This is a genomic window from Rhodobacter sp. CZR27, assembly GCF_002407205.1.
Lineage (GTDB): Bacteria > Pseudomonadota > Alphaproteobacteria > Rhodobacterales > Rhodobacteraceae > Cereibacter_A.
Map to the genome: position 1 here is coordinate 591,451 of NZ_CP023549.1, position 17,216 is coordinate 608,666.

Consider the following 17,216-nt stretch of genomic DNA (forward strand, 5'->3'; position numbering starts at 1 on the left):
GTTCCGGCATATATTTTCCGCCTTGGCTTGCATTGGCGAGGGATCTCTGTCATGCAGGTCGGGCAAAGCATCCTCTTTCGACCTTCTGTTTCCTTGCGGCTTCAGTTGCGACTCTGACGAGACTGAGCCAGGCCACCGCATTCAGCGGGTGGCATCCGGAAAAAGGAAACATCACGATGGCCAACGGCACCGTGAAATGGTTCAATGCCACCAAAGGCTTCGGCTTCATCGCCCCGGCGGGTGGCTCCAAGGACGTGTTCGTCCATGTCACCGCGCTGGAACGCGCCGGCATCCGTCAGCTCAATGACGGCCAGGCCGTGACCTTCGATCTCGAGCGCGATCGCAACGGCCGCGAATCGGCGACGAACCTCGTCCTCGCCTGATTGCCGCGAGATACCGACAGGATGACGGGCGGCACTGCCGCCCGTTTTTTCATGTCCGCCCTCATCCCTTCGCGGGCGCCTCATCCGTGACGGGAGGGCCAAGCGGTGGGCGCTTGTGGCAAGGCTACGCTCGGCCAGCGCGCAGGAACCGGCACGGCTGCACCATGGCCTGCCCCCATGGAGTGGTCCGGCTGATTCTTGGCGCATGACGGGTCCCGACGCTACGCTTGGGGTGGCCGGTGTAGCGGGTTCGGGTGGCGAAGCTGGCCACTGTGCACTGCCCGTGGTGGATCACGATCTGCGCCTCGGCGGACGCCCAGGCGCTTGCAGGTCGCCTCGCCGCTCCCGCGTGACAGGACGATCGGGATCCGCCGCGTCGTTCAATTGACGGCTGCCGACCGAGGTGACAGGTTCGTGCAAGAGGTCTTGCCCCGGCACCGGGGATGCACGATGCCGGCGAGGCAGAAGACGGTCCGCATGTATGACAAGCACCCCATCCGGCTCTCGATCCTGCACATGGTGCCTGCGGTGGCCGAAAGGCATGGCGTGTCCTGCGGACCGCTCGTGGCGAGCGTGGGCCTTGCGTGCGACGAACTGGGCGGGGACGGACGCGTCGTCAGGCGCGGCCAGGTTTCGGCCCTCCTGCGCCATCTCGCCCGCCGTGCCGGAGAGCCGACCATCGGCTTCGATCTCGCCCATGCCGCCGATCCGGTGCGACTCGGACCTGCGGGAGAGGCCTTCTTCGCGGGCCGCACCCTTCGCGAATGCCTGTTCGCCCACATCTGCCACATGCCCTGGCTGCAGGGCGGCGTGACGCTGCGTCTCGTCGAGCGGAATGGCCGGGCCTTCTGGCACCACCGGTTCGCGAGCGCCGATCCCGAACAGGCCAGGGTCCTGAACGAGGCGGTCGCGGGGTTCCTCACCTCCGCGATCCGCAGCATCTGCGGCGACCCGGACCTGCCGCTCCATGTCCTGCTGCCCCATCGGGCGCACGCGCCGGCCCGCCTCTATGACGAGAAGCTGCGCACCGCGGTCTCGTTCCGGCCGGGCCCCGAGACGGTGGTGTCCTTCGACGCGCGTCATCTCGAGGCGCCGAACGTGCTGCTCGCGCCCCGCGACCTTGGCCGGGGCGCGGTCGCATTGAAGGGGCGGGACGCGGTGATCGACGATGCGACGCTGATCGCAAGCCTGCATCTCATGCTCTCGACCGGCTCGGCCTCGGGGGTGCCGAGCCTGCTTGACGCCGCGCGCACGCTGGGCATCCCGGGCCGAAGCCTTCAGCGGCGGCTCGCGGCACTCGACACCTCCTTCGAGCGGCTGGTGGACGAGTGGCGCCGGACCCGTGCGCTGGAGATGCTGGCCGAGGGCGCGGCCGTCGGCATGATCGCCCATCGTCTCGGCTATTCCCACGCGGCCCATTTCACCCGGGCCTTTCGCCGCTGGCAGGGCATGTCGCCCAGCGATCACCGCCGCCGACTGACGTACTGAGCGCCCCGCCGGCCCCTCGGCCGCGCCTGAATACCGGCATCCTGCATGCATGTTGGCGCGAGATGGCAATTGCCCGTCCGGCCGCTTCCCGAAAAGATGACGTGGCAGCGCGGAGGTTGGGCCTCCGCCGCAGAAGGCATCAGCGACAGGGCCGCGACCCTGGCGCCGGATCCGTCCGGCGGCCGGAGGCGCGTGGCGTGACGCGAGGGGGGGAAGAGTGTCGCAGGCACGCGTGGAAGCCCGAGCATGTCCTGCCGGGGACGGCCGCGAGATGGTCTGGCTCGAGGGCGGCGTCTTCCACATGGGCTCGGATCGGCACTATCCCGAGGAAGCGCCGGTCCACCGCGCGGCGGTCGAGGGTTTCTGGATCGACCGATACCCTGTCACCAACCGCGATTTCGCCCGCTTCGTCGCCGCCACCGGCCATGTCACGGGTGCCGAGCGCCCGCCGCGGCCCGAGGACTATCCCGACGCCGATCCCGCACTGCTCGTTCCCGGCTCGATCGTTCTGCGCCGCCCCGGGCACGGTGCCGATCCCCGGGACTGGAGGGGCTGGTGGTGCTACCTGCCCGGCGCCTGCTGGCGCCATCCCCAAGGACCGGGCAGCACGACGGACGGGATCGAGGATCATCCGGTCGTCCATGTCTGCCACGAGGATGCGGCCACCTATGCGGCCTGGGCGGGCAAGGCCCTTCCGACCGAGGCCGAATGGGAGTTCGCCGCCCGCGGCGGGCTTGACCGGGCCGAGTTCGCCTGGGGAGAGAGCCTCGTTCCGGACGGGCGACACCGCGCGAACACCTGGCAGGGACGCTTTCCGGTCGAGAACCTGGCCGAGGACGGCTACGAGGGCACCTCGCCCGTCAGAGCCTTCCCGCCCAACGGCTACGGGCTTTTCGACATGATCGGCAATGTCTGGGAATGGACCGACGACCGGTTCCGCCCCGACCACGCATCCATGGCGGCACGCTCCTGCTGCCAGCCCCGGCCCGGCCCGGCCAGCGGCCCCGCGCGCAGGGTGCTCAAGGGCGGCTCGCATCTCTGCGCGCCCAACTACTGCCAGCGCTACCGCCCCGCCGCCCGGCAGGGCCAGACCCCCGATTCCGCCTCGGGTCACATCGGCTTCCGCTGTGTCCTGAGGCCCGCCCGCACATGAGGACAGCATGACCGACCATCCCGCCTCTCCCGCCCCGACCGACAGGTCGCCGATGACCCGACGCGACGTTCTGGCCGGCTCGGCGGGATTCCTTGCCGCGATCGCGGGCCTCTCGGCGCTGGCCGATCCCGCCCGCGCCCGCGAGGTGGCCCGGCCGCACATCGTCTACATCCTTGCCGACGATCTCGGCCATGCGGACGTGGGCTTCCTCGGCTCGGACATCCTGACGCCGAACCTCGACAGGCTCGCGGCCGACGGGGCAAGGCTGCGGCAGTTCTACACCCAGCCGCTCTGCACCCCGACGCGCGCGGCCCTGATGACCGGGCGCTATCCGATGCGCTACGGCCTGCAGACCGGGGTGATCCCCTCGGGCGCAAGCTATGGGCTCGACACGGCCGAGGTGCTGCTGCCGCAGGTGCTGAAGCAGGCCGGCTACCGCACCGCGCTGGTGGGCAAGTGGCACCTGGGCCATGCGGATCGGAAGTTCTGGCCGCGCCAGCGGGGCTTCGACTATTTCTACGGCCCTCTCGTGGGCGAGATCGACCATTTCCGGCACGAGGCGCACGGCGTCACCGACTGGTATCGCGACAACGACCTGCTGAAGGAGCCGGGCTACGACACCGAGCTGTTCGGCGCCGATGCGGTGCGGCTGATCGACGGCCATGACGCGGCCGAGCCGCTCTATCTCTACCTCGCCTTCACCGCGCCCCACACGCCCTATCAGGCCCCCGAGGCCTGCCTCGCGCGCTATCCCGGCATCGAGGATCCGGCTCGCAAGGCCTATGCGGCGATGATCTCCTGCATGGACGACCAGATCGGCCGGGTGATCGAGGCGCTGGAACGGAAGGGAATGCGCGAGAACACGCTCGTCATCTTCCACAGCGACAATGGCGGCACGCGCTCGAAGATGTTCGCGGGCGAATCCGCCGTTGCCGGGGACCTGCCGCCCCGCAACGATCCCTTCCGCGAGGGCAAGGGCACGCTCTACGAGGGCGGCACGCGGGTCGTGGCGCTTGCCAACTGGCCGGGCCGGATCGAGACCGGCGACGCGCAGGGTGTCATGCATGTGGTGGACATGCTGCCGACCCTTGCCTCGCTGGCGCAGGCGGACCTGTCGGGGACGCGGACGCTCGACGGGCTCGACGTCTGGCAGACGCTGGCCGCGGGCCAGGCCTCGCCGCGCGACGAGATGGTCTACAACATCGAACCGACGCAGGGCGCGCTGCGGCTGGGCAAGTGGAAGCTCTACTGGCAGCCCGTGCTGCCGCCGCGGGTCGAGCTGTTCGACCTCGAGGCCGATCCCGCCGAGACGGTGAACCTCGCCGAGGCGGAGCCGGCGAAGCTGGCCGAGATGCAGGCCCGGGTGGTCGAGCTTGCGCGCACGATGGCGCCGCCGCTCTTCTATGCGAGTGCCTTGCAGTCGACCCTCTCGGCGCCGCTTGCAACACCGCAGGATGCCGTGCAGGCCGCGACGCAGGGCGCGGACTGACGCCTGCGCCGCGCGGGCTGGCCGCCCGCGCCCACTCTCTCCCTTCACAGGACAATCTGTCATGTCGCTTCGCACCCTGCCCGCATCCGTGCTGCTCTGCCTCTCTGCCGGCGCGGCTGTGGCCCAGACCGCTGACGAGCCGCGCCTCATCCTCAGTGGCTATCTCTTTGCCAGCGCCCTCACTGGCCGCGCCTCGAGCTTCGAGGGCCTGCCCCCTGCCGACCTGGACCTCTCCTTCGGCGACGTGCTGGAGGATCTGGAGGGCGGGATCATGGGGGCCGCCGACTATCGCTTCGGCGGCTGGAGCCTGCTCGGTGACCTCATGCTCACCCAGGTCCGCCCCGGCGGCACGCTCCCCGGTCCGCTGGCAAGCAACCTCGAGCTGCGCCAGCGGTCCGCGACGCTGCAGGCCACCCTCCTGCGCGAGATCCTTGCCACGCCGGTCCTGAGCGTCGATCTGGGGGCGGGGCTGCGTTACTGGCACCTCGACAACAAGGTGTCGAGCAATTCGGAGGCCCTGGACTACCGGACGGCCTCGCAGGACAGGGACTGGGTCGATCCGGTGCTGGCCGCCCGTCTCCGCGCCCGGCTGGACGAGGCGTGGAGCCTGACACTCGTGGCCGATCACGGCTTCTCGGGCGTGGGCTCGGACGAGACATGGCAGCTCATCGGGACACTCGACTATCGCTGGACCGAGCGGCTCTCGCTGCGGATGGGCTACCGCGTGCTCTCGACCGACCTTCGCGACGATGGCTTCGTCTATGACGTGACGATGCGCGGCCCGGTCATCGGTCTGAGTTACAGGTTCTGAAGCGCGACCCGCTTGTCCGACGCCAGGACGGCTGCTTGGCGACCGCATCCGCGCCATGCGATCCGCGAGGACTGACGGCGGCGGGCGGCTGCGGTCGGGCCGTTGCGCGCCCCGGTCATCAGGAGCCCGTCTGGACGGCACGGCATCCGGCCGCCGCGCCAGGGATCGGCTGGCCATGCCATCTCGGCCAGTATGGCCGCCAGAACACGGACACGCTTCCCCGACACCCGCGCGACCGGTCCCGGTGCCTGCCGTCCACGGAGCGATGGCAGTTCATGGTCCGCGAGGTGGCCCCCGCGGTTGCTGCCAGCGACAGTCATTTCCCGGCACCGATGTCCGAAAATCGGACGCTCGGCGCCCGTCCTGTCTGCTACAGTGCCGCCGTCGCATCGATCTGCAACAGCGGGGCCGGGAAGACCAGTCAAGGCACAGGGAACCCGATTGACAGGAATTGCCATTCGTTCGGGGAGGAGCAGATGGCACGCACCTTGGGGAAGGGCGATTGGGAAGAGTTCATGGCCGTTGGCCGCATTCCTCCCGATATCCGACAGGACGTCCTGCAAAGCTGGAAGCGTTCCGCTGCCTATCGGGTGGCCGGTCTGAAGCACGCGCCGTTGCTGAGCGAGGAGAGCCTGTTCGCGCGCAGGACGTTCGAAAGGCGCCTCAGGGCCGGGGCGAAGACGGCCCTGGCACGGGCGGGCAAGCTGCTCGACGGCACGGAAAACATCCTGCTGCTCTGCGACCGGACCGGGGTTGTCCTCGATGCCGTGGGCGACGAGGCGACGCTTGCGCGCGGCCGAGAGAACCATCTGCATCTGGGCGGGCACTGGACCGAAGATGCCATCGGCACGAACGCGATCGGCACCGCGCTGGCGGCCGGCCGCCCGATGGTCGTCCGGGAAGCCGAGCATTTCTGCGAGGAGATCCAGCGGTGGAACTGCGCGGCGACGCCGATAACGGATCAGGGGTCGGGAATGCTGCTGGGCGTGATGGACATTTCATGGCCAAGCGGCATGCCCCAGGCCAACGCGGTTGCCCTGTCCGCGGCGCTCGCGCTGCAGGTGGAGTCGGAACTCACGCGCCTTCTCGCCCGTGAGCGCGAGGCGCTGATGGAGCAGCTGCATCTGCGCCGCCTGCGCCGCGGCAACGAGCCCATGCTGATCGTGGATCGATGCGGCGCGGATGTCCTTGCGACCGAGGATTTCGCGCGCTTCTGCGACGACGACCGGACCCTGACGGCGCTGCGCGCGCGCATCCCGGAGCTGATCGACCAGACGCCCGAGGCCATCGGCGAGGCGCTGTCCGATTGCCTGCCGGGAACCGACCTCGAGGTCATCGCGACCGGGAACGATGCCATCGGCGTCCTGATCTCGCTGCGCCGCAGCCGGGCCCATGCGGCCGATGCCAACGCGGACCTCATCAAGATCGGGGCGGCGGGGGTGGCGAGTTCCGTCCTTTGCACGCAGGCGCAGAGGTTGGCGCTGACCAACATCCCGCTGCTGATCGAGGGCGACACCGGGGTTGGCAAGACGTTCCTCGCGCAGGCGATCCACCGTGCCAGCCCGCAGGCCGAGGGTCCGTTCGAGCTGATCGACTGTTCCCGGCTCATGGCCGACCGGCTCTGCGAGGATCTCGCGCATGGCCGGATCGGCGCGACGAGCGGCGTGCTCTGCCTGAACGGCCCGGCAGAGGCGCCGCCCGAGGTCCAGAAGCTGCTGCTGAACCTTGTGGAGGACGTGTCGCGCGCGGGGATGCGCGTGATCGCGCTGTCGGTCCGACGGCTTTACGGCGCGGTGCAGCGCGGAGAGTTCCGCAGCGATCTCTATTACCGCATTGCAGGCGCGCGGCTCGAGATCCAGCCCCTTCGCGAACGGCCCGACGAGATCCTGCCCCTGCTTCAGCAACTGGTGCTGCGTCATGCCGCCGAGGGCAACAGGCGGGAGCTGCGCTTCACCTCGCAGGCCACGGCGGCGCTGGCCGCCTATCCATGGCCGGGCAACCTGCTGGAGATGAAGAACCTGATCGCGACGCTCGATGCGCTCTCGCCGACCGGCCTGATCGACGAGCGGACGCTGCCGGCCGAGTTCCGCGCAGCCTCAAAGGGCGCAGGAGGCGACACGCTGCGGGACAAGGAGCGACTCGAGATCCTTGGCGCAATCGAGGCCGAGGCGGGCAACCTTTCGCGTGCGGCGCAGCGGCTGGGCATCGCGCGCTCCACGCTTTACCTCAAGCTCGACAGCTACGGCATTCCGCGGTCGCGGCAGCCCTGACTTGGCGTCCGCAGCATGTCCGTCGGGCCGGACGATAATCGGACAGCCCTGCGGCCCCTTGCATCCCTAGCCTGATCGCAGCCGCCCGCTCTGGGGGCGGCCTCAGGGAGGGAGGAAAATACCGTGCCACTGGACAAGCCGAACAGCCGGTCCGTGCAGGTGCTGGGCATCGACGCCGGCGGAACCATGACCGACACGTTCTTCGTCGATGCCGATGGCGACTTCGTCGTCGGCAAGGCGCAATCGACGCCCGACAACGAGGCGCGCGGCCTGATCGAGTCGAGCCGCGAGGGGCTCGCGCACTGGGGGTTGAGCCTTGAGGACGCACTGTCCTCGATCCAGACCGGGGTCTATTCCGGCACCGCGATGCTGAACCGCGTGGTGCAGCGCAAGGGGCTGAAGTGTGGCCTCATCGTCAATGCGGGGATGGAGGACTTCCACCGCATGGGCCGCGCGATCCAGGCCTATCTGGGCTTCGCCTACGAGGACCGCATCCACCTGAACACCCACTACTACGACCCGCCGCTTGTGCCGCGCCACCTGACGCGCGGCGTGATGGAGCGGGTGGACATGTCGGGCGACGTGGTGATCCCGCTGCGCGAGGACACCGCCCGTCAGGCCGCGCGCGACCTGATCGCGCAAGGGGTCGAGGGGATCGTGATCTCGCTCTTGCACAGCTACAAGAACCCCGGGCACGAGCGGCGCGTGCGCGACATCGTGCGGGAAGAGATCGAGAAGGCGGGCAAGACGATCCCGGTCTTCGCTTCGACCGACTACTACCCGGTGCGCAAGGAGACCCACCGCACCAACACGACGATCCTCGAGGCCTATGCCGCGGAACCCTCGCGGCAGACGCTGAAGAAGATCACCAGTGCCTTCAAGGACAACGGCTCGAAGTTCGACTTCCGCGTCATGGCCACGCATGGCGGCACGATCAGCTGGAAGGCCAAGGAACTGGCACGCACCATCGTCTCGGGGCCGATCGGAGGCGTGATCGGGGCGAAGTATCTGGGCGAGACCCTGGGCTACCGTAACATCGCCTGCTCGGACATCGGCGGCACCTCGTTCGACGTGGCGCTGATCACCCAGAACGAACTGACGATCCGCAATGACCCTGACATGGCGCGGCTGGTGCTGTCCCTGCCGCTCGTCGCCATGGACTCGGTCGGCGCCGGCGCGGGCTCGTTCATCCGGCTGGATCCCTACACCAAGGCGATCAAGCTGGGGCCGGATTCTGCGGGCTACCGCGTCGGCGTCTGCTGGGAGGCGTCGGGCATTGAGACGGTGACGATCTCGGACTGCCACGTCATCCTCGGCTACCTGAACCCCGACAACTTCCTCGGCGGGCAGGTGAAACTGGATCGCCAGCGGGCGTGGGACGCGATGAAGGTGCAGGTGGCCGACCCCTTGGGCCTCTCGGTCGAGGATGCGGCGGCCGGCGTGATCGAGCTGCTCGACAGCGACCTGCGCGACTACCTGCGCTCGATGATCTCGGGCAAGGGCTACAGCCCGGCGTCGTTCACCTGCTTCAGCTATGGCGGGGCGGGGCCGGTCCACACCTACGGCTACACAGAAGGTCTGGGCTTCGAGGACGTCATCGTGCCCGCCTGGGCCGCGGGCTTCTCGGCCTTCGGCTGCGCGGCGGCGGATTTCGAATACCGCTACGACAAGTCGCTGGACCTCAACATCGCGGAGACGGCGTCGGACGACCTTAAGGTCGCCGAGGCGCGGACGCTGAACGAGGCGTGGCACGAACTGACCGAGCGCGTGCTGGAGGAGTTCGAGCTGAACGGCTACAGCCGCGAGCAGGTCCAGCTGCAACCCGGCTTCCGGATGCAGTATCGCGGCCAGCTGAACGACCTCGAGATCGAAAGCCCGATCCAGTCCGCGAAGACCGCGGCCGACTGGGACAAGCTGGTGGCGGCCTTCAACGACACCTACGGGCGGGTCTACGCGGCCTCGGCACGCTCGCCGGAACTGGGCTATTCGGTCACCGGCGCCATCATGCGCGGCACGGTGCCGATCCCGAAGCCGAAGATCCCGAAGGAGCCCGAGGTGGGGCCCACCCCGCCGGAAGAGGCGAAGCTCGGCACCCGCAAGTTCTACCGCAAGAAGAAGTGGGTCGATGCGCAGCTTTACCGGATGGAGATGCTCCAGCCCGGCAACCGCATCACCGGCCCCGCGATCATCGAATCCGACGCCACGACCTTCGTCGTGCCCGGCGGCTTCGAGACCTGGCTCGACGGGCATCGCCTGTTCCACCTGAAGGAAGTGTGAGGGAGGGCACGACCATGAACGCACCAATGAAGCTCAAGGGCATCGTCCGCGGCGGCCAGACGCTGAAGCAGCACCGTGACGAGATCATGTCGGAAACGAAGCGCACCGGCCATTATGCCGGGCTGAAGAAGATGGCGCTGCGCGACAGCGACCCGATCCTCTACAACAAGCTGTTTTCGCGGCTGCGGGCCGGTGTGGTCGACGCCCGCGAGACGGCGAAGAAGATCGCGGCCTCGCCCATCGTCGAGCAGGAGGGGGAACTCTGCTTCACCCTCTACAACGCGGCGGGGGATTCGATCCTGACCTCGACGGGGATCATCATCCACGTCGGCACCATGGGCGCCGCGATCAAGTACATGATCGAGAACGACTGGGAGAGTAACCCCGGCGTCAAGGACAAGGACATCTTCTGCAACAACGACAGCCTCATCGGCAACGTCCACCCCTGCGACATCCACACGATCGTGCCGATCTTCCACAAGGGCGAGCTGATCGGCTGGGTCGGCGGCGTGACCCATGTCATCGACACCGGGGCAGTGGGCCCCGGCTCGATGACCACGGGGCAGGTGCAGCGCTTCGGCGACGGCTACTCGGTCACCTGCCGCAAGGTCGGCGAGAACGACACGCTCTTCCGCGACTGGCTCCACGAAAGCCAACGCGCGGTCAGGACCACGCGCTACTGGATGCTGGACGAGCGCACCCGCATCGCCGGCTGCCACATGATCCGCCGCATGGTCGAGGAGGTGATCGCCGAGGAAGGCATCGAGGCCTACTGGCAGTTCGCCTACGAGGCAGTGGAGCACGGCCGCCTCGGCCTTCAGAACCGCATCAAGGCGATGACCATCCCGGGCAAGTATCGCCAGGTGGGCTTCGTCGACGTGCCCTACGCCCATGACGACGTGCGCGTGCCCTCCGACTTCGCCAAGGTCGACACGATCATGCACACGCCGTCAGAGATGACGATCCGGCCGGACGGCACGTGGCGGCTCGACTTCGAGGGGTCCTCGCGCTGGGGCTGGCACACCTACAACGCCCATTCGGTCAGCTTCACCAGCGGAATCTGGGTGATGATGACCCAGACGCTGATCCCGACCGAGATGATCAACGACGGCGCGGCCTACGGGACCGAGTTCCGCCTGCCCAAGGGCACCTGGATGAACCCCGACGACCGGCGGGTGGCCTTCGCCTACAGCTGGCATTTCCTCGTCAGCTCGTGGACGGCACTGTGGCGAGGCCTCAGCCGGGCTTACTTCGGCCGCGGCTATCTTGAGGAGGTGAACGCAGGCAACGCCAACACCTCGAACTGGCTGCAGGGTGGCGGCTTCAACCAGTACGACGAGATCCACGCGGTGAACTCGTTCGAATGCGCGGCCAACGGGGTGGGGGCGACGGCAATTTCGGACGGCCTCAGCCATGCCGCCGCGATCTGGAACCCCGAGGGCGACATGGGCGACATGGAGATCTGGGAGCTGGCCGAGCCCCTGATCTATCTCGGCCGCCAGATCAAGGCCTCCTCGGGCGGCGCCGGCAAGTACCGCGGCGGTTGCGGCTTCGAAAGCCTGCGCATGGTCTGGAACGCCAAGGACTGGACCATGTTCTTCATGGGCAACGGCCATATCAGCTCGGACTGGGGGCTGATGGGCGGCTACCCGGCGGCCTCGGGCTACCGCTTCGAGGCGCATGACACCGGCCTGCACGAGATCATCGCGAAGGGCGGCGACATCCCCCATGGCGGCGACACCGACCCCGAGAACCCGGTCTGGGACGGGATGCTGAAGGACGCGCGGATCAAGCGCGACAAGCAGGCCATCACCACCGAGGCCATGTTCAAGGACTATGACCTCTACCTCAACTACATGCGCGGCGGCCCGGGCTTCGGCGACCCGCTCGACCGCGAGCCGCAGGCGGTGGCCTGCGACGTGAACGGCGGCTACCTGATCGAACGCTTCGCCGACAGCGTCTATGGCGTGGCGCTGGTGAAACAGGCTGACGGCCTCTTCGGCGTGGACGAGGCCGCCACCGAGGCCCGCCGCGCCGCGATCCGGCGCGAGCGTCTGGCCAAGGCCGTGCCCACCCGCGACTGGATGGCCGGCGAGCGCGAGCGCATCCTGAAGAAGGAGGCGGGCGTGCATGTCCAGCAGATGTATGCGGCCTCCTTCAAGCTGGGGCCGCGCTGGGAGGAGGGCTTCCGCAAGTTCTGGGACCTGCCGGTCGACTGGCGGCTGATGGAGGCGGACCTGCCGATCCCGTCCTATGGCCGGGAATATTCGATGGACCTTTCCGAACTGCCGGACGTGAAGACCGTCCAGTTCGTCGAGGAGTGACCCAACCGGCGCCGCGCGCGGGCCGCGCGCGGCGCCCCATCCTTCAGCGAGGAATTTGCAATGGCTTACACCCGGACCAAGATCAAGGATCTCGTCGACGGCAAGATCGACCGCGACACGCTCCACACCATGCTCGCGACGCCCAAGGACAAGGAGCGGTTCGAGATCTACCTCGGGATCCTGCAGGAGCAGGTGCCGTGGGATGATCGCATCATCCTTCCGCTCGGGCCGAAGCTCTACATCGTCCAGCGCAAGGCGGACCACAAGTGGGTGGTGAAGTCGCACGCCGGCCACGAGTTCTGCGACTGGCGCGAGAACTGGAAGCTCCACGCCGTGATGCGGGTGCGCGAGACTGCGGCCGAGATGGAGGAGATCTACCCCCGCCTCATGGCGCCCACGACCTCGTGGCAGGTGATCCGCGAATACTACTGCCCGGTCTCGGGCGATCTGCTCGACGTCGAGGCGCCGACGCCGTGGTATCCGGTGATCCACGATTTCGAACCGGATGTGGATGCCTTCTACACCGATTGGCTCGGCATGCAGATCCCCGAAAGGGCGGCCTGACCACCCGCCCCGCGTCACGGCCAAACCCGCGGCCGTGACGTCTTCCCCAGGTCCGCCGGTTCCAAGAGGCGCGTCTCGCCCTTCCCGCAGCCGGGCGCACCGCGCTGAGACTGCTGCAATTCGACGGGGTGGCCCTGTTCGACCCGATCGCGCAGCGGATGCGTGAAGGTCAGCCCGATGATGCGGCACCTGCCCATCCTGGTCCGATTCGGCCCCCGCCGTCGGGATGGTAGCGGCCGGGTTTGTCGCGTCGCAACAGGTGTGCGGCCGGCCGGACGAGGAGCAGCGGTCGGTTTCCGGTGCATTGCGACGACGACTACCGGATGCCGCGCGGCTTCCACTTGCGGGCAATCAGACTCCGACGTCCCCAGGGCGTTCACGCCGCCGCTCCCGTTCATCAGCATGCCGCGCCTGACCCGGATCGCCGATATGGCGCTGGGCCCGAACGTGAGCCATGGCGAAGACGCCCGTTCGCATTACTTCAGCGAGACCGCCCCTGCCGCCGCGGCGGAGCCGAAGGAGTTGATGATCATTCCGGGGCCATCCATCTCGATACCTGCGACCGGGCCAACGTCATCCCGTTCGACAGGGTGCGGGCCGTCTTCACCTGCATCTGGCCTGATGCGGCAAGCGCTCCCGGCCGACGCCGGGTATATCCAGACCCCGAGGCGCCGCGGTTTCGCGATCGCGGCCCGCTCCCGATCCGAAAAGGAGACAACCATGGTCGTCAAGGCCTACGGCACCCAGGCCGCCACCCTGCCACTCGAGCCGATGGACATCACCCGCCGCACGGTCGGCGCGCATGACGTGCAGATCGAGATCCTGTTCTGCGGCATCTGCCATTCGGACCTGCATCAGGCGCGCAGCGAATGGGCAGGCACGCTCTACCCCTGCGTTCCCGGCCACGAGATCGTCGGCCGCGTCGCGGAGGTGGGCGCCCATGTCACCGCCCACAAGCCCGGCGATCTGGTGGGTGTGGGCTGCATCGTCGACAGCTGCCGGCACTGCGCGGAGTGCGACGAGGGGCTGGAGAACTACTGCGACGGCATGGTCGGCACCTACAACGGGCAGACGGCGGATCCGCCCGGGCACACGCTCGGCGGCTATTCGCAGCAGGTCGTGGTGCATGAGCATTATGTCCTGAAGATCACCCACCCCGAGGAACAGCTGGCGGCCGTGGCGCCGCTGCTCTGCGCCGGCATCACGACCTGGTCGCCGCTGCGCCACTGGGGCGCCGGGCCGGGCCGGAAGGTCGGCATCGTCGGCATCGGGGGCCTTGGCCACATGGGCATCAAGCTGGCCCGAGCGCTTGGCGCGCATGTCGTGGCCTTCACCACCTCCGAAGGCAAGCGCGAGGATGCGCTGAAGCTCGGCGCCGACGAGGTGGTCGTCTCGCGCGACGCCGAGGCCATGGGCGCCCATGCGCAAAGCTTCGACCTGATCCTGAACACGGTCGCCGCGCCGCATGACCTCGACGCCTTCCTGACGCTCCTGAAGCGCGATGGCACGATGACGCTGGTCGGTGCCCCCGCGGCTCCGCACCCCAGCCCCAACGTCTTCAACTTCATCATGCGGCGGCGCAGCCTCGCCGGGTCGATGATCGGCGGCATCCCGGAAACGCAGGAGATGCTGGACTTCTGCGCCGAGCACGGGATCACCGCCGACATCGAGATGATCCGGGCCGAGGAGATCGAGACGGCCTACGAACGCATGCTGAAGGGCGACGTGAAATACCGCTTTGTCATGGACATCGCGACGATGTAGCCGGAACCTTCCGAAAGACCCGGGGCGAGGGAGGCCGCGTCTCCTGCAGCCCGGGATCTACCCGCGCTTGGGCAGCGGGCACGGCAGCCGCACGCATTCCGGTCATGCAACTTCGGCAGGTCTCATGGGTCTGCCGGACGACTATGTCGGTGCTGCGGGCAAACATGCCTGCATCAGGAAATGACCCATGCAATTCAACGTCCGTGCGCTTCTGAACTCGGCTCTGGGCGCGGCCGACATCTTCCTTGCCGCCGCGCGCGCCCCGGCCTGCACCGAGCGGAGCGCCATGCCCGCCGCGCATGACCTCGCGCGGCTCGGGATCGACCCCGCCGCGTTCCGCAGGATCGGTCGCGGCTGATCCGATCCGCGGCTCTGGAGGGGGCGCGGCAAGACTGCCGGTGCATGACCGTGCGGCCTCCTACTGGACTGTCTTCCCGTTGCCTCCGCGCGGCTGCGGGAGGATCATCGGCGCCAGCAGGATCCCGGCAGGACCACGCCCGAAATGGCAGCGGCCGGAGCGAATTCGGCGATCGCCAGGGCGCTCACCGCGTCCGATCGCAGGCGGACCCGTCCATGGCCCGCGGCAAGCGCGACATCCCTCTTGGCGGAAAAGCGGCACCGCGCTAACGCTTCGCAATGGGTGTTCCGTTCATTCTCCTGTTGCTGTCGCTGTGCGGCGCCATCGTCTGCCTGCTCATCCCCGGGCTTCGCGACGTCTTGCTGATCAGCGGATCGATGTGTGTCGCGAGTGCCTTCCTCCTCGTACGCGCCTGGTTCACCTGCGGGCGTCCACTGCGGAGGGCAAGGCCGAAGTGGATCGTCGTCGATGGCTCGAACGTCATGTACTGGAAGGACAATACGCCCCGCGTCGAAACGGTGCGCGACGTTGTCAGGCATCTCGAGGATCTGGGCTTCACGCCGGGGGTCATCTTCGATGCGAACGCCGGCTACCTGCTTGACGGCAAGTATCAGCATGACGACGCACTGGGGCGCCAGCTCGGTCTTCCGCCGGATCGCGTCATGGTCGTGGACAAGGGAACACCTGCGGACCCGATGATCATCACGGCGGCGCGGGATCTCGAGGCTCGTGTCGTCACGAACGACCGCTATCGGGACTGGGCCGATCTGCACCACGAGGTCCGAAGGCAAGGCTTCCTGATCCGCGGGGGCTATCGCGCCGGTCGCATCTGGCTCGACCTCGACGATCCGGAAGCGGTCGGGGTGGCGGCACTCGGCGAAAGATCAGGAAGGCTCTAGCCGCCTGCAGGCGACGATCTCGCCATGGGGCGAAGTCCGTGGCGATCCCGCAGCTGCCGTGAGGCCCTGCGCGGAACGGTTATCGACGCGTTCGTCATGAGTCGCCGGTTCCCCGCCCGGTTATGGCCCTGACGATCGGCGACCGCAGATGTCACCGCGGTCGCGGGCTGCGGCACCTCAAGGGCTCGGGGCGCGGCCTCCTTCGCCATCATTTGGGACGACGCCCCTCACGAGACGGTCGGCGGCGAAGGGGACGTGGCCGCCAATGCCGGTTGTCGCAGTGCGGCGCGCAGGGTAAGCTTCACGAAGATCCGGATGCAGTTCCCTGACGTTGCCCACACGAGCAGGAGAGTCCATGCCCGACGCCAGATCGAACAAGCGCAAGCCGATCAACCTGGCCCTGCAGGGCGGAGGGTCGCATGGCGCCCTCACCTGGGGGGTGCTGGACCGGCTTCTGGAAGATGACCGCCTCGAGATCACCGGCATCAGCGGCACCAGCGCAGGCGCGATGAACGCCGTGGTGCTGGCCGACGGGCTGGCATCAGGCGGGCGACAGGGCGCGCGCGATGCGCTGGCCCGCTTCTGGAAGGAGGTCAGCGACGCGGCCCGTTTCTCGCCGATCCAGCGCGGCCCCCTCGCACGGGCAACAGGCGACTACAGCCTCGACAGGTCGCCGGGCTTCCTGTTCTTCGAGGGGCTGAGCCGGCTCTTCTCGCCCTACGAACTCAATCCGATGAACCTCAATCCGTTGCGCGACATCCTCGGGAAGCTCGTGGATTTCGACCGGGTGAACAGCGTGCCGGGGTTGCGTGTCCATGTCACGGCCACCAACGTGCGAACCGGGCGCCCGAGGGTCTTCAGCCCGGGCGAGATCTCGGTCGAGGCGGTTCTGGCCTCGGCCTGCCTGCCGCAGATGTTCCCGGCGGTCGAGATCGACGGCGAGGCCTATTGGGACGGCGGCTTCACCGGCAACCCCGCGCTCTATCCCCTGCTGGTCAGCGAGGACAGCCCCGACATCGTGGTGGTGCAGATCAACCCGCTGGTGCGCAACGCCCTGCCACGCAGCGCGCGCGAGATCATGAACCGGGTGAACGAGATCAGCTTCAACTCGAGCCTAGTCAAGGAGTTGCGGGCCATCGGCCTGATGCAGCGCGTGGCCGAGGCGAAGGGCATCGATCTCGGGACCTACACGATGACCTATCTGCACCTGATCCACACCGATCTCGAGGTGCAGGATCTGGTGGCCTCGAGCAAGCTCAATGCCGAATGGGACTACCTGCGCAAGCTGTTCGACCTGGGATGCGGCTGGGCGGATGCCTGGCTGGCGGAGAATTACGTCCATGTCGGCCAGCGCTCGACGCTCGATCTCGACAGCCTTGAAGGGGACGCGCATCTGCCGACGCCGACCCTCGTGCCGGATGCCGCCGAGTAGGTCT

The 17,216-nt window shown here is 68.0% G+C and carries 13 protein-coding genes; all 13 read left to right on the forward strand.

Going from position 1 to position 17,216, the window contains the following annotated elements; genetic code table 11:
- Positions 1 to 176: 176 nt before the first annotated feature.
- The 13 genes from CK951_RS18840 (at position 177) to CK951_RS18915 (ending at position 17,212) form a co-directional block, all read left to right on the forward strand.
- On the forward strand, positions 177 to 383 hold the full coding sequence (locus tag CK951_RS18840) for a cold-shock protein (RefSeq protein ID WP_096787746.1): 207 nt from the start codon (positions 177 to 179) through the stop codon (positions 381 to 383).
- A gap of 477 nt (positions 384 to 860) precedes the next feature.
- On the forward strand, positions 861 to 1,871 hold the full coding sequence (locus CK951_RS21790; RefSeq protein WP_232520747.1) for an AraC family transcriptional regulator: 1,011 nt from the start codon (positions 861 to 863) through the stop codon (positions 1,869 to 1,871).
- Positions 1,872 to 2,142: 271 nt separating this feature from the next.
- On the forward strand, positions 2,143 to 3,024 hold the full coding sequence (locus CK951_RS18855) for a formylglycine-generating enzyme family protein (protein ID WP_096787747.1): 882 nt from the start codon (positions 2,143 to 2,145) through the stop codon (positions 3,022 to 3,024).
- 7 nt (positions 3,025 to 3,031) lie between these two features.
- Entirely contained in the window at positions 3,032 to 4,513 is a 1,482-nt protein-coding gene (locus CK951_RS18860) for an arylsulfatase (protein ID WP_096787748.1), read from the forward strand.
- A gap of 61 nt (positions 4,514 to 4,574) precedes the next feature.
- Positions 4,575 to 5,324, forward strand: a complete 750-nt coding sequence (locus tag CK951_RS18865; protein ID WP_232520748.1) for a hypothetical protein — start codon at positions 4,575 to 4,577, stop codon at positions 5,322 to 5,324.
- A 476-nt stretch (positions 5,325 to 5,800) separates the two neighbouring features.
- Complete coding sequence (locus CK951_RS18870; RefSeq protein ID WP_096787749.1) at positions 5,801 to 7,594, forward strand: sigma-54-dependent Fis family transcriptional regulator; 1,794 nt, start codon at positions 5,801 to 5,803, stop codon at positions 7,592 to 7,594.
- Positions 7,595 to 7,723: 129 nt separating this feature from the next.
- Positions 7,724 to 9,871, forward strand: a complete 2,148-nt coding sequence (locus CK951_RS18875) for a hydantoinase/oxoprolinase family protein (RefSeq protein WP_096787964.1) — start codon at positions 7,724 to 7,726, stop codon at positions 9,869 to 9,871.
- Positions 9,872 to 9,885: 14 nt separating this feature from the next.
- A complete protein-coding gene (locus CK951_RS18880) occupies positions 9,886 to 12,195 on the forward strand; it encodes a hydantoinase B/oxoprolinase family protein (RefSeq protein WP_096787750.1) in 2,310 nt (769 codons plus the stop codon).
- A gap of 60 nt (positions 12,196 to 12,255) precedes the next feature.
- A complete protein-coding gene (locus tag CK951_RS18885; RefSeq protein WP_096787751.1) occupies positions 12,256 to 12,759 on the forward strand; it encodes an acetone carboxylase subunit gamma in 504 nt (167 codons plus the stop codon).
- A 720-nt stretch (positions 12,760 to 13,479) separates the two neighbouring features.
- The gene (locus CK951_RS18900; RefSeq protein WP_096787754.1) at positions 13,480 to 14,523 is read left to right on the forward strand and encodes an NAD(P)-dependent alcohol dehydrogenase; all 1,044 of its coding nucleotides are present in this window, start codon (positions 13,480 to 13,482) and stop codon (positions 14,521 to 14,523) included.
- Between the two features lie 187 nt (positions 14,524 to 14,710).
- Positions 14,711 to 14,881: a hypothetical protein gene (locus CK951_RS18905; protein WP_096787755.1), complete on the forward strand. Its 171-nt coding sequence runs from the start codon at positions 14,711 to 14,713 to the stop codon at positions 14,879 to 14,881.
- 278 nt (positions 14,882 to 15,159) lie between these two features.
- Positions 15,160 to 15,780, forward strand: coding sequence for a hypothetical protein (locus tag CK951_RS18910; RefSeq protein WP_096787756.1), 621 nt, complete (start codon positions 15,160 to 15,162; stop codon positions 15,778 to 15,780).
- Positions 15,781 to 16,135: 355 nt separating this feature from the next.
- Positions 16,136 to 17,212: a patatin-like phospholipase family protein gene (locus tag CK951_RS18915; protein ID WP_096787757.1), complete on the forward strand. Its 1,077-nt coding sequence runs from the start codon at positions 16,136 to 16,138 to the stop codon at positions 17,210 to 17,212.
- The last annotated feature ends 4 nt before the right edge of the window (positions 17,213 to 17,216 follow it).

What these genes read in the sequence shown, in the direction of transcription:
- CK951_RS18840 (WP_096787746.1), top strand. Translation starts at nt 177, where the DNA reads ATGGCCAACGGCACCGTGAAATGGTTCAATGCCACCAAAGGCTTCGGC.
- CK951_RS21790 (WP_232520747.1), top strand. Translation starts at nt 861, where the DNA reads ATGTATGACAAGCACCCCATCCGGCTCTCGATCCTGCACATGGTGCCT.
- CK951_RS18855 (WP_096787747.1), top strand. Translation starts at nt 2,143, where the DNA reads ATGGTCTGGCTCGAGGGCGGCGTCTTCCACATGGGCTCGGATCGGCAC.
- CK951_RS18860 (WP_096787748.1), top strand. Translation starts at nt 3,032, where the DNA reads ATGACCGACCATCCCGCCTCTCCCGCCCCGACCGACAGGTCGCCGATG.
- CK951_RS18865 (WP_232520748.1), top strand. Translation starts at nt 4,575, where the DNA reads ATGTCGCTTCGCACCCTGCCCGCATCCGTGCTGCTCTGCCTCTCTGCC.
- CK951_RS18870 (WP_096787749.1), top strand. Translation starts at nt 5,801, where the DNA reads ATGGCACGCACCTTGGGGAAGGGCGATTGGGAAGAGTTCATGGCCGTT.
- CK951_RS18880 (WP_096787750.1), top strand. Translation starts at nt 9,886, where the DNA reads ATGAACGCACCAATGAAGCTCAAGGGCATCGTCCGCGGCGGCCAGACG.
- CK951_RS18885 (WP_096787751.1), top strand. Translation starts at nt 12,256, where the DNA reads ATGGCTTACACCCGGACCAAGATCAAGGATCTCGTCGACGGCAAGATC.
- CK951_RS18900 (WP_096787754.1), top strand. Translation starts at nt 13,480, where the DNA reads ATGGTCGTCAAGGCCTACGGCACCCAGGCCGCCACCCTGCCACTCGAG.
- CK951_RS18905 (WP_096787755.1), top strand. Translation starts at nt 14,711, where the DNA reads ATGCAATTCAACGTCCGTGCGCTTCTGAACTCGGCTCTGGGCGCGGCC.
- CK951_RS18910 (WP_096787756.1), top strand. Translation starts at nt 15,160, where the DNA reads ATGGGTGTTCCGTTCATTCTCCTGTTGCTGTCGCTGTGCGGCGCCATC.
- CK951_RS18915 (WP_096787757.1), top strand. Translation starts at nt 16,136, where the DNA reads ATGCCCGACGCCAGATCGAACAAGCGCAAGCCGATCAACCTGGCCCTG.